Source organism: Sphingomonas sp. HMP9, from assembly GCF_013374115.1.
In the GTDB taxonomy this organism is placed as follows: Bacteria; Pseudomonadota; Alphaproteobacteria; order Sphingomonadales; family Sphingomonadaceae; genus Sphingomonas.
Map to the genome: position 1 here is coordinate 2,213,218 of NZ_AP022673.1, position 25,874 is coordinate 2,239,091.

Genomic DNA, 25,874 nt, shown 5'->3' on the forward strand with positions numbered 1-25,874 from the left:
GCTTGCCAATCAAATATGCGTCAATCTTGATGCATAACGTCAACATTCAATGCCTGCCATTACTCCATGGGCAATATACCGCTGTAAGCCGCCCCAAATCGAACTACGGAGGCATGTTCACGCTGTTCGCCCGCATGCGCGACCCAACCGACCAGCCGCCCCGCGAGGGCCAAAACGCCGTCACTGTGTGGAAATCCAATTTCCCGTTCGACAAAGATGCACGGCAAGATGACGTCAGGCTCTGCGCCTGCCACATCCCGCGCGGCCTCCAGCGCGCGGAACAAGCGGCTGACATGTTGTTCCTGCCCAAAGCGCTCGCGCAACGCGGCGAGAAGTGATGCCGCGCGAACATCGACCGTGCGGTACACGCCGCCATCGAATCCGGGCAGCGGATCGCCGGCGCGTACGCGCTGAAGTATTGGGAGCGTAGGATCTGGCGCCGCGACAATTTCCTCGATCAGCCGACGCACTGCATATGTGCGCCCCGCCAGGATGCGACGGCCCCTCGTCGTGTTCAGTCCAACCGCAACCGCTTGATAGGGTGTGACCCCAACATTTGCCGCTGCCCGGACCGCGTACGTTGCGGGCGCCAATTCATGATCGGCAACCAATACGAGCAAGCGGCGCACGATGTCGGCATAATCAGCCGGCGCCTTCATGCGGTCGACGATATACTGATGGATTGGCTCTGATGACGAGCTTCGGTCGCCGACGAGTACGGCCGCGAACCTGCGAATAATGTCGGCGCCCGATCGGGCATGGCCCAGCCGGTCGAGATCATGGCTGCGAGCGTTCTCGGCTTGGAACATAGGCAGCAGGCTGATGAAGCGGTCAATCGTATCTAGCCGAGCAAGTCGATCGTGCAGCGCTGGAATGGCTAAGGCGAACGGAGGCGCTTCATCGGCGAAAACGTCGACGTACTCTACTTGCCAGAGATGCGCAGCGACTTCTTCAATTGAACAGGTCTGAGACATCGCAAGAGCCGAGCGGCCACGGTAGAACGGACCTTCCTTTGTCAGCAGGGTAATTGCGGTCGAAGGCACGAGATTGGCGTCGGCAGCCGGACTCGCGGTTTCCCGGCCTCGCTTCGCCAGCCGATCAATGTCCTCGTGCCAATACAGGCTCGCTTTTGATCCAGTGGCCGTCTGAGTCCGGATGCGCTTTCGCGAAACATAGGCGTAGAGGCTGTTGACGCTGATACCCAGCGCAGCAGCGGCCTCCTCAGCGGTGTAGTAAAGTGAGTTCACTGTTTCGCGTTAACCCCTGCCCGCCCGTAGGGCTATTTAAGATTGCTTGCTATAGCATGTTCGCATCGCGGCTGATGTGATCCCCGCCTTTTATCCAGCGGCAACCAGAGACCGGCCAGTGTTTGAGGGTCCCCCGGTTTCTCATCCAGTTCGAGGGTAAATATCCGACGTTCATTCGGTTGCTTTGGCAGCCGCGGCAGCACATATTCGATCGGCGTCAGCCAGCCCAGCGATGTGTGAGGACGGCTCTTGTTATAATTCCGGCTCAGGCGTCGATCTTGGGTAATTACCCACCCCCCAATCTGACGGATTTTTAGGCGCCCAGGGTTGCTGCGATCGTACCGAAGATGTCGGCACCGGGCGTGAGACGTGCGGTGGCGACGACGGTCCTGACATCGGCTTCGCCTTGGGCGGCCCACATGGCGCGGTATCCGTTGGTGACCTTGCGCTGGATGACAGCGGGGCGAAGGTCGCGCTCGCACGCGTTGTTGGTCGGCTCGACCTGACCGGGCCAATAGGCAAAGGTCAGGAGCTGCTCTCTGGCGCGAGCAAACTTGTTCTGGAGCTTTCGCGTCAGATCGCACGCCGTCGCCGTATTGAGGATATCGCCGATGGTTCGCTCCAGAGCACGTCGCCTGGCGGCAATCGTGGATGGTGCGAGATGGCGGATGTTCCTGGCCAGCCTGAACGCCTTACCAAGCCATAGTTTGAGGCGCATCGGCAAGAAGTCCTCACTGTTCTGGAGCGCGTAGGCGACATCGCGCGCAAGATGGGCGAGGCAGGCCTGGTGTGCATCGGCATGACCTTGCTGGGCTGCATAGCGGTCAGAGCACCAGACGTCCGGGCGATGCCCGTCCATCATGGTGCGTACCACGATCGCGCCGCGGGTCGGGGCCGCTGTGTGAACGACGGCACGGTCGCACCGAAAAACCCAGTGGTATGAGTTGCTGCCTTCGATACGCACCCCGGTCTCATCCGAGCTGACGACGCTTGCCTGACGCAAGCTCGACACCGCGTCCTCGCGTCCGCCCACGAAGTGCTCCTGTGCACGGCGGAGCATGTTCATCAGGCCGCCCTGACTGATCGTCAGGCCGAACAGGTCGGCAAACGCCCCCTGAAGTCGTTCGTAGGACAGCGCCTGAAAGGTCTTCAGATAGGTCGCGATCGCATGGATCCGTGCGCCGAACGGCGTTCCTTTTGCTGCCTCGGGCAACGCTGCCGCAACGCGCATCCCGCACGATGGGCAACGGACCGCCAACCGCCTGTGGCGCTCTACGATCGGCTTGATTGGCGGGAGTTCGAGCGTATCGTACTCGCTCACCGTCTCGGCAGCCAGATCGGCTGGCAGTGCGGCGCAACAGCCCGTGCAGGTGTCCGGACGATGATCGATCGCGCGATCGAATGCCTCGCTCAGTATCCGGCTATGCCCCTCGTGCCCTGGCTTTCCACCGCCGGGCCGCGATGCCGCGCGCCGCTCCTTGCGGTCGGTTGAGGGCGGCTTCGACGATGTCCGCGACGTCTTGTCTGGACGCTGCAGACGCAGCACCAGCTCGATCAGTTCTTCGCGGCTCAGGCGCTCAAGATCCGGACGACCCATACACCCTTTGAATCAGCGATCGCGCTAATCCGCAAGGGGGGTGGGTAATTACGATCTTGGCCCGGATCGCATGTAGTGTAACCTAAGCCTTGAACTCGCCCGTGTACCTCGTCCGCGTCGTCTTCATTGCCGTCCATCGCTCACGTCCGGGATAGCTTAGCCTCCTGTCCAAATTCTCGGCACCACCTCAGTGATCGCCTAGAGCGTCGAACGTGAAACCTGAATCGTAGGATTCACATCGGCATCGATCTGTGATTCACTGGTACCGGAGGTGTGTCATGGGCAAACCGCATTCTGGTGATCTTCGGGTTCGAGTGTACGATGAGATAGCGGGGGGCGGTTCCCGGCGGGCTGCAGCGCGGCGGTTTGGTGTCAGTGCGAGTACCGGTGTACGTCTTGCGAAACGGATGGCGGAGACGGGATCGCTGGCACCTGCCCGGCAGGGACGACCACCTGGGCAAGGCAAGCTGGCCGCTCACCGGGATATCCTGATCCGCTGGGTTGATAGGCAAGGTGATATCACCATGCCGGAGTTGGCAGCACGGCTGGCAGCGGAACGCGACGTGGTTGTCCATCCCGCCTCAGTGTCGCGGTTTCTACGGACGTTGGGGTACACCTTCAAAAAAAACACTGCTGGCCACCGAAGCCGTACGCCAGGACGTAGCTGAGGCACGTCGGACGTGGCGTAGCGCGCGTCAGCCCCGGATGCGCCAGGAGCCGCACCGCCTGATATTCGTCGATGAAACCGGCACTACGACGAAAATGGCGCGACTGCGTGGACGCGCGCGGCGTGGAGAGCGCTACAAGGCGCGTGCACCCTTTGGCCATTGGGGAACCCAGACGTTCGTCGCCGCCCTGCGCTGCGACGGCCTGACCGCGCCCTGGATCATCGACCGCCCGATGAACCGTCAGATTTTCGAGACCTGGGTCGAAACCCAGCTCGCGCCCACGCTTCAGCCGGGCGACGTCGTGATCCTCGATAACCTGTCCAGCCACAAGAGCGAGAAGGCCAAGGCGATCCTTGAGGCGCGCGGCGCGTGGTTCCTGTTCCTTCCAGCCTACTCGCCCGACCTCAATCCGATCGAGATGGCCTTTGCCAAACTCAAGGCCCATCTCCGCCGGATCGGGGCCAGAACCATCGAGGCTGTGGAAGGCGGTCGGCAGCATCTGCGACCTCTATTCCGACGATGAATGTTGGAATTACTTCAAAGCGGCAGGGTATGTACCAGATTAAACGCTCGATGCTCTAGGTGTTTAGTCTCGGCATCTGCTGGATTGGGTTGACGATGAATTGCTCCGGCTCTGAAGTCCAGATTTTGGCGATGTAGTCGTAGGGTATGAGGCCGCTGAGCTTCTTGAGGCAGCGGTTGTTGGGGAGGTCAAGCAATCTCAGGACAGACGCGAAATCCGGCGTATTGCCTGCGGGGGGTGGCCATAGCGGGCCACGAACGCTCGCCTCATGCGCTCCGGGTCGTTGAAGCCGACGGCCCGTGCGATCACCTCCACCGGCTCCGACCCGTCCTGAAGGCGAAGGTACGCTGCTTCGACGCGTAAGCGTTCGATCGCTTTGGCGGGCGTCTCCCCGGTCTCCATCCGGAAAGTGCGGCAAAATTGACGCGGGCTGAGCCTCGCGGCCGCGGCCAACCGCTCGATCGGCAGCGGCTCTGAAAGGTGCTCGCGCGCAAAGGCGAGCGCCACTCGCATCCGGTCGGACTCGGGTTCCATCTGCGACAAAGCGGAGAATTGCGCCTGGCCACCGGGACGCCGGTGATAGACGACCAGCTCGCGGGATACCTGGCGCGCCAGTTCGACGCCGTGGTCGGCCTCAATCAGCGCCAGCGCCAGGTCGATGCCAGCGGTAATGCCCGCCGACGTCCATACCGGGCCATCGGCTACGTAGATACGGTCAGCCTCGACCGACACGGCCGGGAAGCTTTCCTGCAGTTCCCGTGCACGCGACCAGTGCGTCGTGGCCCACCTGCCGTCCAATAATCCCGCCCCAGCAAGCAAGAAAGCGCCCGTGCATACACTGGCGATCCTCGTAGAGCGGGCAGCCACCCGCTTCACGGTTGCGACCTCATCCTGACGCCGCACGGCGTTGATCGCGCCCCCGACCACTAGCAGAGTGTCGAGTGCGTCGTCATCTGCCCGAGTCGTCTCGACACGCAATCCCGCACCGCTCGTCATCTGCCCGCCCGCCCGCGACAGGGCGCGCCACCTATAAAGCTGCCGCCCCGACGCCGCATTTGCGGCGTTGAAGGCGTCCAGTGGCCCCGCCAGATCGAGCAGCTGATGATGGGGAGGGACATAGAAGCCGATGCAGTGCGTCATGACCTTTTTTAAGGGCTCATTGTCCTTTGCGCCAGACTCGATTTCGCTATGGTCGGATGAGCCACTCCCCCGCTTTTAAGGACAAGGCCGATGCTGCCGACCAATGCGACCTTGCTCGTGATCGACGTTCAACAGGGCTTTCTCGATGCGTCCTGGGGACCACGCAACAATCCGGACGCAGAAGCGAACATCGGCCGGTTGATCGCTGCTTGGCGACGGGACGGTCGATGTGTCCGCCATATCCATCACTCCTCTCGTTCTGCTGCGGGCACCTTCTTCCATGGCACGGCAGGATATGATCCCAAGCCCGAGGCAGCGCCCGCGTCTTGCGAGCCGATCTATGTGAAAGCGACCAACAACGGCTTTATCGGAACGACCCTGGAACAGGATCTGCGCGACGCGGGCGTGGACACGCTGGTTGTGGTTGGCCTGACCACGAACCATTGCGTCTCAACCACGGTCCGGATGGCAGGCAATCTCGGCTTCACCGTCTATTTGGTCGACGACGCGACTGCGACATTCGATCGCGTGGGCCTGGACGGCGGGATGCGACCCGCCGGGCAGGTCCACGCCGCAGCGCTGAGTGATCTTTCAGAGGAATTCGCTACGATTATCAGCACCGACGACGCGCTGCGCGCATTGGAAACCCGCGGGCCGCTGGTAACCGCTCAGTAGGGTTTGGTCGTCGCTTAGACCCATGCCAATCGGCCTCTCCCTGGCCTTTGTACTCGATCCCGATGCCTATGCCGCGCCCCTTGCCTGAACCCTGCGACCTTTGAGGAACGTTATGGCGCTGAATACCTGGATAGTGTTCGTCTGCACCGTAGCCTTGCTTAGCGGCACGCCTGGTCCAAACATGCTTCACGTCATGACGCGCAGTATCGCATTCGGCGTGTGGCGTTCGATTGCGACGATGGCGGGCTGTCTGACGGCGCTCGTTCTCGTGCTGTCCGCGTCGGCGGCCGGCATGGGAGCCGTACTGGTGGCGTCGCCCGAGCTATTCGCGATCCTACGCTATCTGGGTGCCACCTATCTACTCTATCTCGGCGTGAAGGCATGGCGGGCACCGGTCGAGGGCAAGGGTCCGGATCATGGCGCGGTGGCTTTCGGCTCGGCGCTGCGCCTCTATCGCAACGGTCTCGTGGTCGGATTGAGCAATCCCAAGCTGCTGTTGTTCGCCGCTGCCTTCCTGCCGCAGTTCGTCGACCAGCGGGGCGATGCGGCTAGCCAGTTCACCATCCTCATTGCGACGTTCGCGGTTATCGAGACGAGCTGGATGACTTGCTATTCGTTCGGGGGCCGGTCGATCGCGCTGTTCCTGACGAAGCCGGCACGGCAGCGTTTCTTCAATCGCGTGACAGGGAGCATGTTCACTGGGTTCGGGGTCGTTCTCGCATTCACCAAGGCGTAACGATTTCTGACAACGCTGCGATCTGACAATCTATGAGGCGGTGAGAGAAGGCTCCAAAACGTACGCTCTCATGACTGCCATCTGAGACGCTGGCCAAGTTTACTCCTCCGCTGACGCCAACGCCAGCGACTGTTTGAACCTTGGCGGGTGTGCCGCGGACTCCTGATCGACGACGATTGATCAAGCTCTCATCCGCGGATTGGTCACCGCACTACCCGTATCCGTCGCTGGGCCTATCCTCCGTCTAAGTTCGGGCGTCGGACGAACCTGCCCCACCGTACACCGTGGATTGCCCATCACAGTCGGGTGCCCGCGGCACGCCGGCCAAGGCTATACAGCTGATGCGCTGGCGCCTCCTCTTGTTGTCGCCACTGGCAAATCAGTTGGCCTTCGCAGGCGCCATCCGGCGTGCGATATCCCAGGCATAGCCGACCAGTTCGCGCGCGATCGCGGTCGTTACCTTGGGCTGCGGCTTGCCGGTTGCCGACAATCGACGGAAACGCTGACATAGTCGCACCTGCGCTTTCCAGCCGATAGCTTGAACCTCCTCCGGCAGATCGGCGACGCGTTCCCGGTAACGCCGTTCCTCACGCGCCGGCAGCCGATAGGACCAGCTCGCTTCCACGAGCGTGGTGCGTGCCTGCGCGTTCCCCGCTCGGGTGATGCGGCCGCGATGGGTGCGCGCGCCACTGGAGTGCTCGGACGGGACAAGGCCGACATACGCCATCAGCTGCTTGGGATTATCAAAACGAGTGAGGTCGCCGATTTCGGCCACCAGCGTGGCAGCGCTGACCAGCTTGATGCCACGCAGGGCTTGAAGTCCGCGCACCAGCGGGGCGAAATGCCATGTCGCCACCGCCTCGCCAAGCGCTGACTCGAGACGGATGACACGGGCCTGAGCCTCTAAAACCCGCTTCTGAAGCTCCTCAAACGCCAGCTGCTGATGCGGATAATCAAAGCGCTGTTCGGATAGCCATCGCCAATACATCTTCGTCCATGCAGACCGTCCTCCGAAACGACGATCGTGTCGAAGGAGGAAGCTGCGGACAGTCTGTTTGGCTGCGGTCGCATCGTCCTGCGCACTACGCCGGGCGCGGATCAGGTCACGCACCGCCTCATGTGCCTCATCCGGTACCCAGATCGCCGTCAGTTCCCCCGCCCGCAACAGGCGTGCTAACGTCATCGCATCTCGCCGATCCGTCTTTACGTGGTCGCCCGGCCGCCTCGGCATCATCGACGGCGCGATCACGATGCACGGCTGCCCCAGCTTGATCAGCAAACGTTGTAACCCGTAGCCGCAAGGACCAGCCTCGTAGCAGAAGCTCAGCGTCGCGCCTGGTGTTGCCAGTCGTTTGACCAGTTTCCTGATCTCATCGTCATCGTTGGCTACGGTGCCCACGAAGCGGACCTCACCCCCGCGTTCGCCCTCGGCAACCGCGACCGCGATGGTCGCCTTATGCACATCCAGCCCGATATACTTCGCCACATCCGTCATGACTCGCCTCCGTTGCTGACTACTCCATCGCCAACATCTCAGAGCCGCAAAGGCTTCCCGCAGTCATCGGGTCTAATGCTGATGACCTTCCGGATTTCAACTCGCCAATCCTGATGTAGGTGACGGTTCCGCTCGGCGGGAGGTCGATCAGCCCGCTGCGAGCCGGTCAGTTACGGCTGTCAAGAAGACGTCATACCTCCAAATGAAGAACTCGGCGAAAGTTGCCCGATAGGCAACCGCCCTTGATGTCGCGGTGGTCCGGCGCGGTGCGAGCGCGGCGTAGGAACGGTGCGCTTCGGCAGCGTGCTGCAGGCGTTGGTAGATGGCGCCTCTGAGTGGGGCGGTTGGGCATCAGGTCGGCGGCACCGCCTCACGAACTCCGAGGAGGCTCTGCACGTTGACGATGGACGCCACCAGATTTCGGTCGAACGGCACCTGCCCGTCAAGAAACAGCATTGCCAGTCCGTGCACGAGCGACCAGCACTGCAGGGAGTAGGTTTGCACGTCCGCTCCTTCGGGCGCGAACCGAGCCGCGTTGACCATCAGGTCTGCCGATCCCTTAGACTGCTGGCTAAGCGACGGGTCGAGCGTCATCACGAGCCTGAAGAGCGCGGGATTGGCGACGGCGAACTCCACGTACGCGCGACCCGTGGCGAAGAAGCCTTGCTGTCCGCCGCCAGCAGCATCCGAAGCCGCCGCTGCGGCTTCCTCGAGCTGCGTCAGGCCCACGCGGGCGAGGGCCGCCAAAAGCGACGCTTTGTCCGGAAAGTGGTGATAGACGGCCGGCGCGCTCACCCCGACGCGACGCGCGATCTCGCGCAGCGAGATTTGCTCGACAGGGTCCGCGCTGAGTATTTTAAGACCGGCGTCAAGGAGAGCTGTGCGCAGGTCTCCGTGGTGGTACGTCTTTATGGGCATTGAGGGGAGTTAGGCGAATGCGCCATTCGAGCAAAGGCGATCATCATTTTCCAATGCCATCTTGACTCCGATCGAACTATACCAATCTTAACGGTGTTAGTTTGAATGGAGGTTGTCATGGACTCGCCTACTGCCGTTATCCGACGCGGTGCTGAAATTGCCGTTGGTGCTGTCGCTGAACTCAGCCATCAGGCGCGTTCGCTAATCGGTACCGTGGCCGGGGCCGAACATCCGTTCCAGTCGGGCGTGCACGAGCCGATGCGCGACGAGCTGACGCTTACCGAGCTCAGCGTGACGGGCACAATACCTGCCACCCTGAACGGCGTGTATCTTCGCAACGGACCGAACCCGATCGACCCGCCGACCAAAGGGGGGCACTGGTTCCTCGGCGACGGGATGATCCACGGCTTGGAATTGCGGAACGGGCGGGCCATCTCCTACCGTAACAGGTTCGTGCGCTCCACTAAGGTAAGCAAGCATCTTGGGGAGGCTCCGGCGCCGGGGCCCCGGCACGGCAGCGACAACGTCAACACTAATGTCCAGTCGATCGGCGGCCGCATCTACGCGCTCTGCGAAGCCGCCGCCTTTCCCGTTGAGCTGGACCGTGAGCTAGGCCACCAGGAGCACAACCCGTTCGACGGGACGCTCAAGGGCTCGTTCACCGCCCATCCGCATCGCGACTGGTCTACCGGCGAGCATCATGCGGTCGCGTATGAGCCCAACTCGCCCGACAAGCTGCGGCACGTCGTCCTGTCAGACGATGGGAAAGTGCTGCGCGACCTCGCCATTCCCGTCGAGGATGGCCCAATGGCGCACGACTGTGCCCTGACGAAAAGGTACTTCGTCGTTCTGGACCTCTCGGTGACCTTTTCAATGGGGTCGCTGCTGTCTGGTCACAAGCTTCCGTACCGCTGGAACCCCAAGCACCAGGCTCGTGTCGGCCTGCTGCCTCGCGATGGTGGCGCGGACTCCATAATCTGGTGCGACCTCGACCCGGTGTTCGTATTCCATGTCGCCAATGCCTACGACCACCCGGACGGGCGGGTGATCCTCGACGTAGTCGCCTACGACAGAATGTTCGACACAAAGGCGGAAGGGCCCGATGCCGTCGGGCGGTTCGAGCGCTGGACGGTCGATCTCCTGACCCGCGCCGTGGACCGTCAGGTTATCGATGGCAACCCGCAGGAGTATCCGCGACCCGACGACCGGCTCTGGGGCCAGCCTTACCGCTACGCCTACGCGATCTCCCTCCCCGTAAGCACCAACAACTTCAGCGGCGGGACGGAGCTCTACAAGCACGACCTCCATACGGGTGCGCGGGAGATCCACGACTTCGGGCCGGGCCGATTTCCGGGCGAGTTCGTGTTCATTCCCGCCTCGGCTGATGCGGCGGAGGATGAGGGCTGGCTGATCGGGCTGGTGGTCGACTCGAACCAGCAGACGACAGACCTGGCCATCCTCGACGCGCGGGCGATCACGGGCGAGCCGGTGGCGACGATCCACCTTCCGCACCGGGTCCCGCCCGGGTTCCATGGCAACTGGGTGCCCGCCTGATGAATGGTGTTCCCGAACCCGGATCGGCGAGAGCCGCGACATCCGCCTTGGTGCCGCCTTGGGGGCCCGCTCGAACAACGGAGACGAAGGATGGCATACAAAGCACTACCCCGGCGACCGGCGTCATCGAGAGCACTCTCGTCCAACGACGTCCCGCTGATGTGCATCGGATTTGTGCATCATGGAAGCTCTTGGTTTGGGTCGCTTTCAGTCTGATGCGGAACTCGTGAGTTTCGCATCACGAATGGCAGGAATTGACCGATCATCATCTGACAAATCCCAGCCGGAAAAGTGGCTATTTTCCCGACGATGCTACCAGGTTAGCGAGGCAAGTAGCCTTGATCGACTATTGCTCCGCTTTCCACGTCGACGGTGAACCGTGCTTTGGTCCCACGTCGCCCGGCGTTGGTTTCAATCTCGAAGCGATCACGACCGCCAAACCAGCCGCGCCGGAACGTGCAGCGGACTGGTTCTGCAAACGACCATCCATTCGCTTCAGCTTGGGCGCGCGCAATGGCGACAGCCTCGCCCTCCGCGATCATCGGACAGCCGGCCTTGGGCCAGTGGAAACCGACACGCGCATCAGCACCCCACCTAGCACAACTGTACCTATCGCCTGTCCTTCTACCGCTACTTGGCTGACGGTCACGTAGCCATACAAAAGGGGAAAGCGCCACTGCCTCACTGCCGCCGCCAACCCGTTTACTTTGAGCTGGGCATAACCTTCCGCCAGCATTTCCTCGATGTAGCGCAGCAACGCGGAGCGGGTGTAGCCGGTCATGTTCAGCGATGCGCGAAAGCGGCGCAACCGCCCGGTCCTTGGTGAAAAGAAGCGATGTACCAATTCGTGTAGCAGCGTCAGCCGCTGCTCGCTCAAGGATTGATCGCGGGATACTTGGATGCCACCATATTCATCGGTGACGCCAAGGCTGTCCAGCGTCGCTGGTCGGGTCACGCGCAATTGGTTGCCCGCTGGCGGCGGCGGGCCGACCGGTTCCATCGGTTGATAGCGAGGCACGCCGCGGCTACGCACCGCGCGGTGCGGCTACGCACCGCGCGGGTGCCGCCACGCAGAAGTACCGCCTGCACGGTGGATATGCCGAGGATGGTCACCGCCCGCGCGAAGTGCTTACCGGCGATATCGAGTTCCCGCTCGCTTCGAGCGCGTACCGCGGTTTCCGCGAAATCCAGCATCTCGCGCGCGCCTTCGAACACTGAAAAGCCGAGCGCGACTACCCCGACCGCGAGCAGGATCACATCGACAAATTCACCGACGCCGATCAAATGCGAGCCCGCCCACGCGACTACCGATGCGCCGATAATTGCTAGCGAACGCGGTTCGAGTAGCGACGCGACGATCTGACGCGCTTCGGTGGGAAGATGCGGAAGAGAAAGGCGGATTGCCTCGCCCACCTTTTCTGTTGGTGATAATGCAGCCGTTCTATCCACGGCACTCTCCCGAGCAGTTTGGGCACACATCATGGCCGGATTATCTACAATCGTCCAGTTAACTCCGCAGATCCGGCTGCCGTCGGTTGCTAAGACCTGCTTTTGATTATTCAAATAATCATAAGTCAGACTCGACATGGACATGAGTTACGACCCTCGTCTTGATGCAAAACTTTTGATTTCTGCGTCAGGTCGACGATTATGCGGTGAGCCGGTGCTACGTCAACTTAGCGTGCATTCAGAGTTCCCAAATGCTTCTCGGGCCGCTCGCCTTCGCCGATCCAGATTGCAGTCGCACTAAAATATTCGAACGGGTTATCGAGCGTCGGCCTGAGATCTACCCGAGTGCCATTAAGCTGACGATTCAGCGGGTCTGTAATGATAGCGTTGGCACCACGTGCGCCGGCCAATGCGCGCAAATGGCGCTCAAGCACGCGCGGAAGGGTATCTCCATCGTCCTTGACCCAAACCTTATCGACCACACTGAAGTGCCCCTTTACGTCAGCCGCCGCCTTGAAGACCTGCACGTCCTGGGCTTTCACACGGACTGGCTGCGTCAACGCCACCCCCGGCGGACCAATGCGCTCAACCGCACAACTAGACAGCAAAATCGCAGAGCTAATCACGAGCATTATTTTCACGCGGGCTCTCCCCAATTCCGAAGAGAGAATGCTGATAGACCGGTACAATGACAATAGCGCTGGCCCTGCTGGACAAGGGCACTTAACGGCTGCCGTTCATCGGCGGTTTGATGCAAAACTTTTGATTTTTGCATCAGACCGGCATTCTCGGAATCGATCCTCAATCGAGACTGCGATGGTTGTCTTGATCGCCGATCTCAAACGGGAAGGTGCTGGCTGGCGTCTCACCGATCCCCTCATTTTCCGGATGACGTAGGGCGAGAATGGTGATTCTGTTTTCCCGGTTGGAATGGGGAACAGACGTTCATGAATGGCCAGGCGGCGTTTTCTTCTGATGGGGTTCATTCGTTTGTCGCTGAACTTTTTGGTGAGGATCTGCACGCGAAGCGGGTGACATCGCTTGCAAATGCGACGGTCGGCACGCTGCGTGCGTCGTCGCTGGCGGTCAGTGCCATCGGGCACGGGCTCGCGCTGGCACAGGGTGGGCTATCGCGTCACGCGATCAAGCAGGTGGACCGGTTGCTGTCGAATGACGGGATCGATGTCGATGCGCTGATGGCCGGGTGGGTTGTGTATTGCCTTGGCAGTCGCACACAGATCGTCGTCGCGATGGACTGGACCGAGTTCGATGCCGACGGTCACTCGACCTTGATGGTGTCGTTGCTCACCGAGCATGGCCGGGCGACACCGTTGTTATGGCTGACAGTGAGCAAAGCGGAGCTAAAGGAGAGGCGCAACTACTATGAATACTGGGTCGTCACCCGCCTTGCCGAACTCCTGCCGAGCGCGGTGAAGGTGCTTCTGGTCGCAGACCGCGGCTTTGGCGATACCAAGCTGTACGCGGTGCTCCGCGATGAGTTGCGCTTCGATTACGTCATCCGATTTCGCGGCAACATCAAAGTGACGGCCGCAGGCCAGAGCCGTCCGGCGAAGGAATGGGTCGGCCCCTCGGGGCGCGCCAGGCTGCTGCGCGAGGCGACCGTCACTGCGCAGGACTGCCCGGTCGGGGCTGTGTTGTGCGTGCATGCCAAGGACATGAAAGAGCCATGGTGCCTTGCCACAAGCCTGATCACGGCGTCGGCAAAGACCCTGATCGACCTCTATTCCCGACGCTGGGGCATCGAGTGCTCGTTTCGGGATGCCAAAGACTGGCGGTTCGGGATGGGAATGTCGGCAACCCGTATCTCAACGCCAGCCCGGCGCGACAGGCTGTGGTTGATCGCCGCTCTTGCTATCGTGCTGCTGACCGTGCTCGGAGCCGCAGGCGAAGCCATCGGCTACGACCGGCATCTGCGAACCAGCACGACCAAGCGACGCGTGCACTCCCTGTTCCGGCAAGGCGTGATGTACTATCAACTGATGCCCACCATGCCCGACGTACGACTACGCCCCCTCATCAGCCGGTTCGAACACCTTATCCAGAAGCAACAGATCCTCAAAAAAACCTTCGGGCTAATCTGAAATGAGGGGATTCATGAGCTTGCGTTCCCGTGATGGCTGAAGTGCGCAGCGGTCCTCTTGCCCTTCTTCGCGATCAGGGTGCGACCGCACGCCGGAGAGCTATGCTGGAATTTGGGTGACGAGGCGATCAGGCGGCGCGGGTTGATTGGCTGTCGATGACTTCGGTGCCGTCACGGAACCTGACACCGGCGACGACTTTGGGCAACTGGTTCTCGCCCTTCAGCCGACGCCATTTCCTGGATGCGGCGATGACGAGCTTGAAGACCATGAGGCGTGCCGTCTTCGGCGACAGCGCGCCCTTGGTGCGCACCGTCCTGTGGCGCACGGTCGCAAACACGCTTTCGATTGGGTTCGAGGTTCGCAGATGGTCCCAGTGCTCGGCGGGGAAGTCGAAGAAGGCTAGCAGCCTCTCGCGGTCCTTGGTCAGGCATTCGACCGCCTTGGCGTATTTCGCGTCATATTTCTCGGCAAAGACTGCGATCGCCTTCTCCGCCGCTGCGCGCTCAGGCGCGCTGTATATCTCGCGCAGGTCGGCTTTCATTGAGGGCTGCACCGACTTCGGCACTTTGTTCAGTACATTGGCGACCTTGTGCACCCAGCAGCGCTGGTGGCGCGTGCTTGGCCAGACTTCGTCGAGCGCCTTCCAGAAGCCGAGCGCGCCATCGCCCACCGCGATCTCGGGAGCGATCGTCAGGCCGCGCCGTTTCACCTCGACGAGCAACTCGCGCCAGCTCTGGGCGCTTTCACGGACGCCCACCTGGAAGCCGACCAGCTCCTTCCTACCCTCAGGCGTGGCGCCGATCAGCACCAGCATGCACTCGGAATGGTCCTCCATCCGCGCCTGCAGGTAGACGCCGTCCGCCCACACATACACGTAGCGGCGAGCAGATAGGTCGCGCGCCTGCCAGTGCTCGTATTCGACCTGCCATTCAGCGGTGAGCCGACCGATCACCGCCGGCGAGAGGTTGGGCGCGTCCTTGCCGAGAAGCGCTGCGAGCGCCTCCTGGAAATCGCCGGTAGAAACCCCGCGCAGATAGAGCACCGGCAGCAGCGCATCGAGGCTCTTCGTTCGCCGTGCCCAGCGCGGCAGGATCGCCGACGAGAAGCGCACACGCTCCCCTCCCTCGGCCGCGCCGCGATCACGGATCTTCACGCGCGACACTGGCACCGGCCCGATCCCGGTCTGGACCTGACGCTGGGGTCCATGGCCGTGGCGCACCAGGCGCGGCCGCCCGTCCGGCAGCCGCAGATCCTCTCGTGCCGCCAGGAACGCCTCGGCCTCCAGTTCCACCGCCTGCGCAAGCAGGCGGCGAGCTCCGGCACGCAGCACATCGGTCAACGGATCGTCGACATCATCGGGCTGGCGAAATCGAACAACGTTGGTAGGGTCGGTCATGGCGTATCGCTCTCCTCGAGAGGTTCTGGCAGGTTCGTCACCCGCCTCGATACGCCGCCTTCAATCCTCCACCGTCACCCATTTTCCAGCATAGCTCCACGCCGGACACTTGCAGGCGCAGGCGAGGCCGCTTGCCACCGCCCCGATGTGCGCCAAGGTCCCATCCGCCCGTTCGCCGTACACCAGCTCCGCGCCGAACGCGGCGAACGCGGAATGGTCCACGTAGCCCAGTGGGTTCGGTCCTGGGGAACCGGCGGGATCCGCTGCCGACCTCGGACGAGGTTCGGCGCGAACCGGCGGTTTCTGCCGCCGGTCAGGGGGCGTGGACTCCAATGATCCCATTTGCCGCTATCCCGGCTTCCGAAGGCATGGGAATCGCCCGCGATCGGTCCTGCGACCGGTCAAGGCCGCGCCACGACCACCCGAACGGTTTCGTTCATCGTGAAGGATGGTTCGTCCTCCGCACCGATCGCGGTCCAGTCATACACCATCACGTTTAACTGTTTCGCGTGAATTTGGAGACCAGCAGATCGGAAAGTTCGGCCACAGGTGCCGTGACGGCGCTGTAGATCACCGTCTTGCCGACCTTCTCGGACGCGACGAGCCCTGCGCGCGCGAGGATCGCCAGGTGCGCACTCATTGCGCTCGGCGCGGAATTCGTCGCGGCGGCGAGGTCCCCGGATGCAACCCCCGCGGGAAACGCTTCGACCAGCCTGGTGTAGACGTCGAAGCGCGTCGCCTGGGAGAGCGCGGACATCACCTGCATGGCCTTCATGTTTTCCACTCCTTCACTGATAAGCGAACTGCCGCCCCCTTCAAGCGGGTTCGCGCAGACATCCTTACCGAAGTGGTAACACTAAATAGTTTCGCGAATCATCGCAATGACGTTCCTTCTCATAAATCGCGATTTTTGGCGGCTGCCCCTTCACATCCGCGATGGGACCGAGGCGGTCGATGGGGAAGATATGCCGATCGGAGCCTTAGATCGAAGTAGGTCGTCTCCCCTCGTCCATACCGTAGAAGGGTGATGGGTATTGAGCCGTACCGTACAGGATCGAATGGACGGGAGGGTTCTCAGGTCAGGTCTGTCGGGATCGCCCATCGCGGCTGTGGCGGTACATTGCTGCGAGGCGGACCGGGGGTATGAGCGGGGCAGCTTCGCTCCCCTCATCTGTCCCCCCGATCGAATACCGACTTCGCCAGTTCGAAATCATGTCGCCTGTCTGGCCGAAATCTCATGCCGCCGGACTGCTTTCACGCATTGGCGACACGACTAACAAAATAAATACAATACAACGATTCGCGAAGTGTTGTATTGAACGTCGATGTGGTCCATATGGCGGTTGCCGGCGCAAAACCGCCTGTGACGGCTTGAGGGAACGTGGCGGTAGTGGAGCACTATTATGAATGTGATCGTTGCCCAGACCGCACCGTCGACCAGACCGGTCGCCATGCAGTTCGAGGAGGGGCGGACCGCCCCTCTGCTCGATCCGCTCGACGCGGACTCCCCTGACGATCAGATCGTCGTGACAACCCGTCGCGCGATCTGTCGCGTGGCGCTGGTCGCATCGGAGACCGCCGGCCGGTTCGAGCGGGAGTCCGTGAAACATGATCCGATGTCGTGGATGCTGGCGCCCAGGCTCGTGTTCGACGGCGCCACAGCGATCGACGCGTGTCTCGATCGCGATGCCTGCCTGCGCGGCATCCTGGTACACGGTCTCGGTCTCGGCTTGGACGTGGAGCGCGCGGCGGTCGACGCGCTGATCGCTGAGGATGGCGACGACTTCGACGAGCGCGAGGCTGAATATCTGTACGGCGATCGGCCGCGAGGCATCGGCAACCCGGCCCATAGCCGCGCCAGCCGCGCGACCAGGTTGCGTCTGTACAGTGCGACGATCTGCGACACGCGGGACAACACCATGTTCCAGGCGTTTCACGCGTCGGTCGCGCGCAGCGCGGTCGAGGTACGTAAGCGGCTTTCGCGCAGCGTCGGCGCCGAGTTGGCGGAAGTGGCGGAGATCCGTCTCGGACTCCACGAGGCTTCGCCGCTCGTGATCGCACTGGTGCCCGCGGCAGTGGTCGAGGTGATCCGCCAGATGCAGCGCGACTGCGCATCGCCGGGCGCCAAGACCTTCGAGGTCAACATCCACCAGAGCATCCAGGCCTGACGCCACTCTCGAGCAGGTCCACCGCCGCCGGAAACACTGGCCGACTGGACCGCTGAAGGAACATCAGATGAGCAATCAGCTTGCAGTCGACCGCGACGCCGCGGTCGAGGACGGAGTCGTGCGCGTCCTCCACCCGCTCAGGTTGCGCGAGGGTTCGACCGGCGAAGGCGACGGCACGGGCTCGTACGTGGGCGTAGGCATCGACGTCGAGACGACGGGCCTCGACGCGACCACGGGTAGGATCATCGAGCTCGCGCTGCGACGTTTCCGGTACGACCGCAACGGTGTCATCACGGACATCGACGAGGCACACGAGTGGCGCGAGGATCCGGGTGAGCCGCTCACGCCCGAAATACAGGCACTCACCGGGATCACCGACGCCGACCTCGAGGGTCGCGAGATCGATGAGGAGGCGGCGACCCGACTGCTCCGCTCGGCCAGCTTCGTCGTGGCGCACAATGGTAGTTTTGATCGCCGCTGGGTGGAGAACCGCCTGCCCGGCGCTCGGGGCCTGAACTGGTGCTGCTCGATGTCCCAGGTCGATTGGAAGGCCAGAAACTTCGACGGCAAGATCCTCGGATACCTGCTCGTCCAGGCCGGCTACTACCACTGCGGTCACCGCGCGTCCGCAGACGTCGACGCGATGATCGAGATCCTTCGCCACCGGGACGCCGACGATCGCACCGCGCTCGCCGAGATGATCGAACGCGGCGCGCGGCCGGGCTGGATCGTCCGAGCCAAGGGCGCCGACTTCGGCGTCAAGGATCTGCTCAAGGGGCGCGGCTACCGCTGGTCCGCCGACGACCAGGTGTGGTGGCGTGAGATCGAGGACGCCCGCCTCGTCGAGGAGCAGTTCTGGCTGGCGGGCCACGTCTACTCGATGAACGCCAATCCGAAGGCGATATGCCCGGATCTCGAACGGGTGACGTCGCGGACGCGCTTCCTGTGACGGTATCCGCGACGGCTCCGCGTCGTCGCGCCGCCGACACCGACACTTCGAACATCCACTGACGGAAAGGAGGACGGACATGCGCAGGAAGACAATCGAGACGACGGGCGGGACATTATGACACCGCGCCTCGGCGACGCCGGGGCGCGGCGATCATGACTGATCCGATGGCGAGGTGGCGGCTGGAACGACGCCGCCCCCTCCCCATCGGACGACGACGTAGAAGTCTGAGCCCCGAAGGAGAGCGTCCATGGCTCGAAAACCAACTTACACCACGCAGGAGATCACCGTCGAAACGGCGAGTGAGCGCGTAGCCGTCGTTCCGAACGCTGGCCGGATCGCCCGGATCGCGGGCCCGGACGTCGGCGTATACCGCGATCAGGGAACGACCCTCGTGGTTGACCCGCCGTACATGACGCGTGATCGCGTCATCCAGGCCGATGAAATCCTCATGGTTGCCAAGGCGGTGCAGTGATGGCGCCGGTCGATACCGCGGCGATTGACGGCCGCATCGCCGAATTTATCGGAAGGGTGGAAGCGGAGCGAACCCGCCTCTTTCACGAGCATCTCCACGCCACCGTCCGGCGCGCGTCCCCGCTTCTGCTCGGCTTGGCGACCATGGAAGGCGTATCCATCGCAGAGGCTGTTTCACAGTCCCGTCCGCCTGAGAATTGGCCCCGCATGCCGCTCTACGACTTTCCCCCGAGCCGTCTGCGAGTATCTCAGCTTCGCCCGATCCGCAGGGGCTCGACCAATCTCCACGAGGAACGGCGCTTCCGCCGCGTCTTCTGCGATCCCGGCGTCATAATCCGCCCGGTCGACGATCCCCGCGGGCGTTTCGCAGTGCGTCCGCACTCGGGAATGCTGGCCTTCACCGCGGCGATCGGTCCCTCTCTACTGAGCGCGTTCGGGGCGACGGCGACGCTGATGCTGCGCGATCCGCTCCCCGACACGCTGGCGATCGCGATGCCGGGGCGGCCTCTGCGGCAGCTCATCGACCACCCCCTGTTCAGCGAGCATCCGTGCCGGGTATTGCGCTTAGACTCCGACACGCAGGCCGGATCCTCGATCCTGTCGTTCCGGGTTCCGCTGGTGCCGTTCGAGATCCCCCGGCCTGAAGATGCAACGGTAGCTTCAGCGTGATGTACTGTCCAAGATCCGCATGGGAAGTTCGCGCCGACGACACCGCGTCGCCAGCCGGCGTCGTCGTCGTCTCGCTGACTGATCCATTCCGTGCTTCCAAGGCGCGTTTTCCTAACGAGGACGTGGGAATATCGACCGGTAGCACCGCAGCACCGTATTGCATTGCCGATGGACTGAATGGCCCGGCTTGCAACCCCTGCCCCCCGATGCATTGGACGTCGCCCTCGTGGGAGGCCGTCGGCGCCCCGTCGCCACCGGCCTTCGGTGGTGCACGGACGATATTACCACTCGGCCGATCATCAGACTGACGGGCTGGCTGGGCTTCGGTTGTTCCGCGATCAGACCAAAGTAGTCCTGCGTAGTCGATCGCGGGACGCTGTCCGTGATCCAGCGGACGCCTGCCCGTCGCCCCCATGAGGGAACAACCATGACGGCGGAGGACCATATGGCCGACGAGAACGCGATCGAGATGCGCGCGATGATTTCGCGTTGGGACGCAACGCGCCAGCGTTGGGGGCTGGAAGACTGCGAGGAGGCCGGGCTGCTCGGTCATGACGCACTTGTCAGTCCCATGACCGGGCTTGCGAACTGGGGTGCGCCGAAGATGGAGCAGCGCATGCGGCTGCTGATCGACTTGGCCGCGGCGCTCGACGCGCTTCTGGTCGACGAGACGCGGGTGAGGGAATGGCTGCACCGCCCCCGGCGCTCAGTCGGGAGTCACACCCCGATCGAGGCGATGTCCACGTCGGTCGAGTGGATCCGCGCATTCCGCAACGCCGCGCGCGAGTTTGTGGCATGACCGGCATGCCGGGGTTCTTGAACCCGGTCGGTGAGCAGACGTCGGGCGATAGCCCCGCGCCACGTTTGTGACCCGTGGAAGCGATGTTGTTGGATTGGCGGCGCGATGGCGCCGACACGGTACTCGGCTGCTCTATGGTCGTGCGTGGCGCCGCCGAGGCACTGCGGCTGGTTGAGGGCCTGGCACGGGACGCACGGTATGGAGAGTACCGCATCACCCCGATCGGCATACCGCCGATCTATTCATCGGCGCCTCTGATCAGGGCGTGGCACGACGGCGGTGGCGAACTTCCCATGCCGTTGTCCAGCAGCCTGTGGCGACGCGAGAGCCATCGGGCGGCCGAGATCGAGATGCTGACGGCAAGCCTTCGATCATCTCTGCAGGCCGCCGCCCGTCGTGGTTTGATTCCACAGTCGACGGCGGCGGAGATCGTACGGTTGGTCGAGGCCGCGGCCGATGGCGGCTACGACGCGGGCGACGTGACGCACGGTCCGTTGTCGCGTTAAACGGCTGCCTTGCCGGCATCCGGCCATAGCTCGTCGTAGATGCCAGCTTCGAGGCGATCGACGTCCTGCCTCAGCATGGCATTGTCAGCACTTAGACGAGCGATTCGGACCTTGAGGTCCCTGATCTCTTCGAGCGCGCGCACGAGGTGGGCCTTGACCTTGTCGAACTCCACCTTGGACACCCAGTCGTCCAGTTCTTGCCGGTCACCCCCGCGCAGTTTCCGGGTAGGCCGGCCTTCCAGTGCCTCTCTGGCGTTCCAGCGGGACTGAGCCGCATACATCAGATCCTGTTCGTCGTAGACGCGGTTCTTGCTGATCCCCTTGCCGGTATGATCCAGGATGGCGGCGACGTCAGGGAACCGTTCAGGCTCATCGGTCTCCAATACAGCGATCGCGGCGGCTACGCGCTGGCGGCGCAGTTCCCGCTGCCCGTCGCGGTCGTCGGCGAGGTGTGCGGGTCCGTCGACTCCATTGCTGAGCCTCGCACGTTTCGCTTCGCCGTCGCGCTCTCCGTCGTCGGTCATTTCAGGTTCCTCCTGTTCTTTTCCGCTTCGATGCGGTCGATCTTGGCGATGCGGACCTCGTCCGCGTCCTCTTCGAGCTGTTCGGGCGTCAGCGACGAATAGAGCTCGATAAAGCCCGCGCTTCGGTGACCCAGGCCAGCCCCGAGAACGCTTTGCGTCGCACCCTTGCGTCGTGACCTGTTCGAAGCGCCGGCGCGCAGGTCGTGGAAACGCGCGTCCGAGACGTTGACGAGCAGGAAGTTGAGGTAGAGACGCAATGCGCGTGGCCTGACGACTTTGCCGTCGAATGCGAACACGTAGGGACCGGGTTCCAGTTTCCACGCGAGTTCCGGCCAGGGGGCGACGATCGCCGGCTCTTCGATGCGGCATCGGCGGCACGTCAGATCGAGCAGCGCGACGCTCTCTAGGTAGTGGTTCTCGTCGCACTCGAGGAAGTGGACCAGACCGACCGGATCGCGCCGGTTCAACTTCCGGCTGGCGATCCAGCCGAAGGCGTCGCTACCCGCAGGATCCTCCCAATGGTCACCGAACTGGTCCTGCTGGAGGAATTCCGACGGCCGGCACCATGTCTGTGTCGTGGCATCCACCCCGTGGGCGGCAAAGCGCAGCGCGTGCTCCGCCTCTTCGTGCGGGACGAACACGCGCGGGTGCCGACGCTCCGAACGCGACGCCTGCCGCGCCAGTCTCGCGCGCTCGGAATCGAATTGGAGGAGCCCGCTGCTAGCAGATGGGTTCCGTGGGATGCGCCAGCGGCGGCGGAGATCTTCCTTCATTTCGAGCTGGCCGACGTCGAGCCACCCCCCGTCGACCAGGGCATGGTGCCGTGCGAGCATTGCGAGCAATGGCATGGTGGATGACGAGTCCGGCTGATCGACGTTCGTTGCCGAAAGGAACTCGCACGCGAACTGCGAGCCGAGGAACGGCGGGCGGCGCAGTCTGTGGGCTTCGGTCGGCGGGTGTCTGAGCGGAAAGAGGGCGCCGCCGGCGGTTGCTTGCGAGGCGCGCCAGACGTCAGGCGCGGGCTCCATCGACCAGTGACGGTCATTGAGAAGCGACGCCCAGGCGTCATCGATGCGCCACCATCGGTACCGCCGGATCTGCTGCCTGCCGGTCGGCTGACCGGTCTCGGAGAGCTCCGGGCCCTCTACGAACGTGTCCCAATAGGGAAGAGCGCACCCGGCGTCGCTGAGCAGGAAGTCGATGGCTCCCCGTCCCTCAGTTCCGTCCACCTTGATCTGGAGGATGCGATGGGCCGCCGCGTCGATCACGCGATCGTAGGCGTTCTTGACCCGGTTCGCGAACTTGGTCCGGCTCGCCCCGTAGGTTTCGCGGTCGTCCGCATATTCCTCTTTGACCCGACGCAGGAACTCCTCGCGGTCGCTCTGCTCAGCTGGAGCCTGATCGAGTATGCCCTTCGACCCGTCGGGATCGAACGCGAGCATCGTCTTGCGGGCGTGCCGCAGGAAGCTGGCGGCGTCCTGCACCATGCGGTCACGCCAACCGCGGCTACCCCTTATGACCAGGAGATCCCCGAAGGCGACGTGTTCGAACGCACGGTCGATGTCAGCGGTTACCGCGAGGTTCAGCGCCGGGTTCTCGGCGATCGCCTCATTGGTGAAGGAACTGAGCGAACGGAGGTAGCGCGGTATCATGACGGGATGTCGTGTCACGGGTGCCTTCGAGTATGTGAAGAACGCGGCTGGCACGAAACCTACGGTGATGCGACTCAGGCGGGCACGGCTCGTCGCGTCGGGGCCGACGAACCGCTCGGCGTCCTCCTCGGCGGTTTCGAAGCAGCTGTTCGCCAGGCCGGCCAGGAACGGCACACGGGCCTTCATCTCCTCCTCCGAGACCACGACATGTGTTGCGGGGGATGGTTTGCCGTGGGCGATGTCGGCGCGCTCGGCGCGCACGGCCTCGATGATGGCCTTGGTCTGGATGGTCCTCACCACCATGAACTGCCGCAAGTCGGCTCCGCAAGTGGGGTTGTGGGTGAGAGTGCGTGCGGCCGCACGGATGACGGCGCGGGGAGGCAGTCGGTCCGAAGGTGGGTTGGCGAACTTGAAGAAGCTCTTGGCGATGGCGAAGTCCTCCATCGAGGAAGGCTCCTCCAATTCCTTCTCCCACTTGTTGTAGATGGAGGACATCCTCATCGCCGGATCGAAGTGGTAATAGATGCGCCCGTCCTCTTCGGTCGTTTCGATCTGATGAAACCGCTCGAAGGTCGGCCACGCGCTCCAATGGACATGCAGCAGTCGCAGCACGCCATACCGGACCATCATGACCTTCGTTCCGGCCAGCGCGGTGATGTCGACTAGACCGTTGGCGTCGGCCACATGCCCGTCGGCGGGTCGCAGCAGCATCATGGGCATGAGAATGCGGCCGTCCGGTTCGACGACGGACGCGTGCCAGTCCCATTTCCGGAAACCTCCCTGGAAGCTGATCGGATACCGCCAGTTGTATTGGTCGTAGCTCATCTGATGGACTTTCGTTCGGAGTAGTGGCGCGCCGCTATTGTGGGGTCAGTGTGAGCCAGCGCGATCGCGATCTGCCCACGGGCCGAGGTGACTCGGCCGTGCTGCTCGCGATGAACCATCGTTCTCGCGTGGCACGCGTCGCGTTCTCGAAGCCAATCGAGGCGACTCGATGCGGGAATGCCGGGGTCAGGACGATGTTTCATTGCTTCATGCACCTCCGATGAGAAGTCGGATCGGATCCACTCGGTGATCATTGGGCGCTGCCGCGCATGGCTTGAGCGAGCTTGAACTTCGCTGACACGGGACTGCGGCGGGCCTTCTGGCGGGCGAGGACGCCCTTGGTCGCCCCCGGGAGCCTTTGGGGCTTCGGATCGACGCCCTCGCGACGTGCCTTGTCCCCGGCGAGACGCGTCAGCTTCTCCTCGCGCGCGAGGACCCAGATGGCGTGCGATGCGTAGTTGTGGTGCTGATGCGTCTTATGCCCGCGCTCGTTGGTGAGCTGCTGCTCGAGATATGCGATGACCTTGCCGTCGCTCGTGGTACGGTGGATGCGAAGATATTCCCGCTCATGCAGTGCACGCCTCGCCCAGCGCGATGTGGCTGGACAGAGCTTTCCACGCCGCAGAACGAACACCTTGGCCTTGACGAGCGCTTTGACCTCTAGGCGGTGGTAGCCGGGGTATGAGTAGTACTTGTTCGTGCCGGGCTGGAAGAACACATACCATTTGTCGAGTTCGTCGAATTTCCCCTCCGCCCACCAACGACGGAGCGTTGCGAGGTTTGGGAAGCTGGGGTCGGCCGCGTGGCGGGCCTCGATGCATCGGTGGATGCCATCGCGGGCCTCTTCCGAGAACGTGACCGGCAGGCTCGGGACCCGGCGTCCGCGATTATCCTCGTCGGTCCCCTTGTTCGAGCCGATGATGTCGATCTCGAGATCGTAGAACGCGAAGGTCGTGAAGTTCAGATCGGCCCACCGGCGGCCATCGTCGCGATTGACGCAGGAAATGTTGGTGACGGCGTGGTCGCCAAGCAGATCCCTGCAAGCCTGGTACTGCTTGTCGGCAAGGGTATCGGGGTCTTGGTTCGACGGCTTGTAGACCTCGGCCTCCTGCGAGATGAACAGCGTGCCGGCGTTACGGATCTGGCGCTTGGCCATCTCGGGGCCGTATACCTGCACGAGATGGTCCATCTTCGCTTCGCGGGTCTTCTCATGCCAGCCCTTGACCACGGTCGGGTTGTCGCCGACGCGCAACTGGAACTTCGGACTACGCAGAGTTTCGAAGAGTCGACGCACCACGCTGGGGCCGCGCATCCAGTAGTTGACGGGACCGTCCAACTTGCTGACGTAGTAGCTGCCGTCACCGAACTCGGTCAGTTCGAGATGCAGGCCCAGGTCCTCCTCGATCCACTTGATGACGCGCCGGACCGCTTTCGAGTTGCTCTCGAAGAGGCACGCCCAATCCGGCTCTTCAGAATACATTCGGAAGTTGAGGAACCGCTCCAGCAGAGCGCGATACATGGTTCGCCCCGACCTTTTGTAACCGAGCAGGACCGAGGTCATCAGCATGGACGCGTCGCGGCTCACGCCTCGGTCGGTACGGACGTTGATGCGCCTGCCGCGCTCCCTCAAAACGATATCCAAGACGCTTCCTTTAGAAGAACGTTCTTCATATAGTCCAAGAATGGGGTGGATGCGAGCGCCTGGAACCGATTAGCTCGATTGGCCTTGGACCTTCCCCTAACCACACTGAAACAAGGCGATATTTTTTCGCTAGGATTTTCCCGGACATCAGGGTGTGTAACAACGA

Annotated in this window: 24 protein-coding genes and 1 pseudogene; 11 read left to right on the forward strand and 14 right to left on the reverse strand. The window is 62.8% G+C overall.

The window, feature by feature from the left end:
- Positions 1-59: 59 nt before the first annotated feature.
- A complete protein-coding gene (locus HMP09_RS09790; protein ID WP_176500208.1) occupies positions 60-1,247 on the reverse strand; it encodes a citrate/2-methylcitrate synthase in 1,188 nt (395 codons plus the stop codon).
- Between the two features lie 313 nt (positions 1,248-1,560).
- Positions 1,561-2,844 carry an IS66 family transposase gene (gene tnpC / locus HMP09_RS09795; protein WP_176500209.1) on the reverse strand — a complete coding sequence of 428 codons (1,284 nt, stop codon included), beginning with the start codon at positions 2,842-2,844 and terminating at the stop codon, positions 1,561-1,563.
- Positions 2,845-3,122: 278 nt separating this feature from the next.
- Between tnpC and HMP09_RS09800 the strand changes: the two are divergent.
- Positions 3,123-4,078 (forward strand): annotated as a pseudogene (locus HMP09_RS09800) (IS630 family transposase).
- Between the two features lie 155 nt (positions 4,079-4,233).
- Here the strand turns inward: HMP09_RS09800 and HMP09_RS09805 are convergent.
- Entirely contained in the window at positions 4,234-5,175 is a 942-nt protein-coding gene (locus HMP09_RS09805; protein WP_176500210.1) for a GlxA family transcriptional regulator, read from the reverse strand.
- A gap of 90 nt (positions 5,176-5,265) precedes the next feature.
- Between HMP09_RS09805 and HMP09_RS09810 the strand changes: the two genes are divergently transcribed.
- Complete coding sequence (locus HMP09_RS09810; protein WP_176500211.1) at positions 5,266-5,850, forward strand: cysteine hydrolase family protein; 585 nt, start codon at positions 5,266-5,268, stop codon at positions 5,848-5,850.
- A 193-nt stretch (positions 5,851-6,043) separates the two neighbouring features.
- Complete coding sequence (locus tag HMP09_RS09815; protein WP_332103217.1) at positions 6,044-6,586, forward strand: LysE family translocator; 543 nt, start codon at positions 6,044-6,046, stop codon at positions 6,584-6,586.
- Positions 6,587-6,965: 379 nt separating this feature from the next.
- Here the strand turns inward: HMP09_RS09815 and HMP09_RS09820 are convergent, their stop codons facing one another.
- A complete protein-coding gene (locus HMP09_RS09820; protein ID WP_176500188.1) occupies positions 6,966-8,081 on the reverse strand; it encodes an IS110 family transposase in 1,116 nt (371 codons plus the stop codon).
- Positions 8,082-8,432: 351 nt separating this feature from the next.
- Positions 8,433-8,999, reverse strand: a complete 567-nt coding sequence (locus HMP09_RS09825) for a TetR/AcrR family transcriptional regulator (RefSeq protein WP_176500213.1) — start codon at positions 8,997-8,999, stop codon at positions 8,433-8,435.
- Between the two features lie 117 nt (positions 9,000-9,116).
- On the opposite strand from HMP09_RS09825, the gene HMP09_RS09830 reads away from it, so the two are divergent.
- On the forward strand, positions 9,117-10,553 hold the full coding sequence (locus HMP09_RS09830) for an 8'-apo-carotenoid 13,14-cleaving dioxygenase (protein ID WP_176500214.1): 1,437 nt from the start codon (positions 9,117-9,119) through the stop codon (positions 10,551-10,553).
- A 538-nt stretch (positions 10,554-11,091) separates the two neighbouring features.
- On the opposite strand, the gene HMP09_RS09835 is transcribed toward HMP09_RS09830, so the two are convergent.
- The 3 genes from HMP09_RS09835 to HMP09_RS09845 all read right to left on the reverse strand — a co-directional run bounded on the left by HMP09_RS09835 (position 11,092) and on the right by HMP09_RS09845 (position 12,643).
- On the reverse strand, positions 11,092-11,508 hold the full coding sequence (locus HMP09_RS09835) for a hypothetical protein (protein ID WP_176500215.1): 417 nt from the start codon (positions 11,506-11,508) through the stop codon (positions 11,092-11,094).
- Entirely contained in the window at positions 11,505-12,146 is a 642-nt protein-coding gene (locus HMP09_RS09840) for a hypothetical protein (protein ID WP_176500216.1), read from the reverse strand. The genes HMP09_RS09835 and HMP09_RS09840 overlap by 4 nt, the downstream gene beginning before the upstream one ends.
- An 83-nt stretch (positions 12,147-12,229) precedes the next feature.
- Entirely contained in the window at positions 12,230-12,643 is a 414-nt protein-coding gene (locus HMP09_RS09845; RefSeq protein WP_176500217.1) for a hypothetical protein, read from the reverse strand.
- Between the two features lie 306 nt (positions 12,644-12,949).
- Here HMP09_RS09845 and HMP09_RS09850 point away from each other — a divergent pair, with 306 nt between their 5' ends.
- A complete protein-coding gene (locus HMP09_RS09850) occupies positions 12,950-14,104 on the forward strand; it encodes an IS4 family transposase (RefSeq protein WP_176500186.1) in 1,155 nt (384 codons plus the stop codon).
- Positions 14,105-14,231: 127 nt separating this feature from the next.
- On the opposite strand, the gene HMP09_RS09855 is transcribed toward HMP09_RS09850, so the two are convergent.
- From HMP09_RS09855 to HMP09_RS09865, 3 genes are all read right to left on the reverse strand, one after another.
- The gene (locus HMP09_RS09855; protein ID WP_176500218.1) at positions 14,232-15,500 is read right to left on the reverse strand and encodes an IS256 family transposase; all 1,269 of its coding nucleotides are present in this window, start codon (positions 15,498-15,500) and stop codon (positions 14,232-14,234) included.
- A gap of 60 nt (positions 15,501-15,560) precedes the next feature.
- The gene (locus HMP09_RS09860) at positions 15,561-15,722 is read right to left on the reverse strand and encodes a hypothetical protein (protein ID WP_176500219.1); all 162 of its coding nucleotides are present in this window, start codon (positions 15,720-15,722) and stop codon (positions 15,561-15,563) included.
- Between the two features lie 274 nt (positions 15,723-15,996).
- Positions 15,997-16,275: an ArsR/SmtB family transcription factor gene (locus tag HMP09_RS09865; RefSeq protein ID WP_176500220.1), complete on the reverse strand. Its 279-nt coding sequence runs from the start codon at positions 16,273-16,275 to the stop codon at positions 15,997-15,999.
- A gap of 628 nt (positions 16,276-16,903) precedes the next feature.
- Between HMP09_RS09865 and HMP09_RS09870 the strand changes: the two genes are divergently transcribed.
- The 6 genes from HMP09_RS09870 (at position 16,904) to HMP09_RS09895 (ending at position 21,065) form a co-directional block, all read left to right on the forward strand.
- Positions 16,904-17,668 carry a hypothetical protein gene (locus HMP09_RS09870; protein WP_232090169.1) on the forward strand — a complete coding sequence of 255 codons (765 nt, stop codon included), beginning with the start codon at positions 16,904-16,906 and terminating at the stop codon, positions 17,666-17,668.
- 67 nt (positions 17,669-17,735) lie between these two features.
- Positions 17,736-18,617 carry a 3'-5' exonuclease gene (locus HMP09_RS09875; protein WP_176500221.1) on the forward strand — a complete coding sequence of 294 codons (882 nt, stop codon included), beginning with the start codon at positions 17,736-17,738 and terminating at the stop codon, positions 18,615-18,617.
- 250 nt (positions 18,618-18,867) lie between these two features.
- Positions 18,868-19,092: a hypothetical protein gene (locus HMP09_RS09880; protein WP_176500222.1), complete on the forward strand. Its 225-nt coding sequence runs from the start codon at positions 18,868-18,870 to the stop codon at positions 19,090-19,092.
- Positions 19,092-19,760 (forward strand): hypothetical protein, encoded by a 669-nt coding sequence (locus HMP09_RS09885; RefSeq protein ID WP_176500223.1) that lies wholly within the window; start codon positions 19,092-19,094, stop codon positions 19,758-19,760. The genes HMP09_RS09880 and HMP09_RS09885 overlap by 1 nt, the downstream gene beginning before the upstream one ends.
- Positions 19,761-20,205: 445 nt before the next feature.
- Positions 20,206-20,559, forward strand: coding sequence for an antitoxin Xre/MbcA/ParS toxin-binding domain-containing protein (locus HMP09_RS09890; RefSeq protein ID WP_176500224.1), 354 nt, complete (start codon positions 20,206-20,208; stop codon positions 20,557-20,559).
- Positions 20,560-20,633: 74 nt separating this feature from the next.
- A complete protein-coding gene (locus tag HMP09_RS09895) occupies positions 20,634-21,065 on the forward strand; it encodes a hypothetical protein (RefSeq protein ID WP_176500225.1) in 432 nt (143 codons plus the stop codon).
- On the opposite strand, the gene HMP09_RS09900 is transcribed toward HMP09_RS09895, so the two are convergent.
- The 3 genes from HMP09_RS09900 to HMP09_RS09910 all read right to left on the reverse strand — a co-directional run bounded on the left by HMP09_RS09900 (position 21,062) and on the right by HMP09_RS09910 (position 25,708).
- Positions 21,062-21,589 carry a hypothetical protein gene (locus HMP09_RS09900; RefSeq protein WP_176500226.1) on the reverse strand — a complete coding sequence of 176 codons (528 nt, stop codon included), beginning with the start codon at positions 21,587-21,589 and terminating at the stop codon, positions 21,062-21,064. The two genes, HMP09_RS09895 and HMP09_RS09900, sit on opposite strands and share 4 nt — an antisense overlap.
- Positions 21,586-24,066: a hypothetical protein gene (locus tag HMP09_RS09905; RefSeq protein WP_176500227.1), complete on the reverse strand. Its 2,481-nt coding sequence runs from the start codon at positions 24,064-24,066 to the stop codon at positions 21,586-21,588. Before HMP09_RS09905 ends, HMP09_RS09900 begins: the two co-directional genes overlap by 4 nt.
- A 250-nt stretch (positions 24,067-24,316) precedes the next feature.
- The gene (locus HMP09_RS09910; protein ID WP_176500228.1) at positions 24,317-25,708 is read right to left on the reverse strand and encodes a hypothetical protein; all 1,392 of its coding nucleotides are present in this window, start codon (positions 25,706-25,708) and stop codon (positions 24,317-24,319) included.
- Positions 25,709-25,874 lie beyond the last annotated feature (166 nt).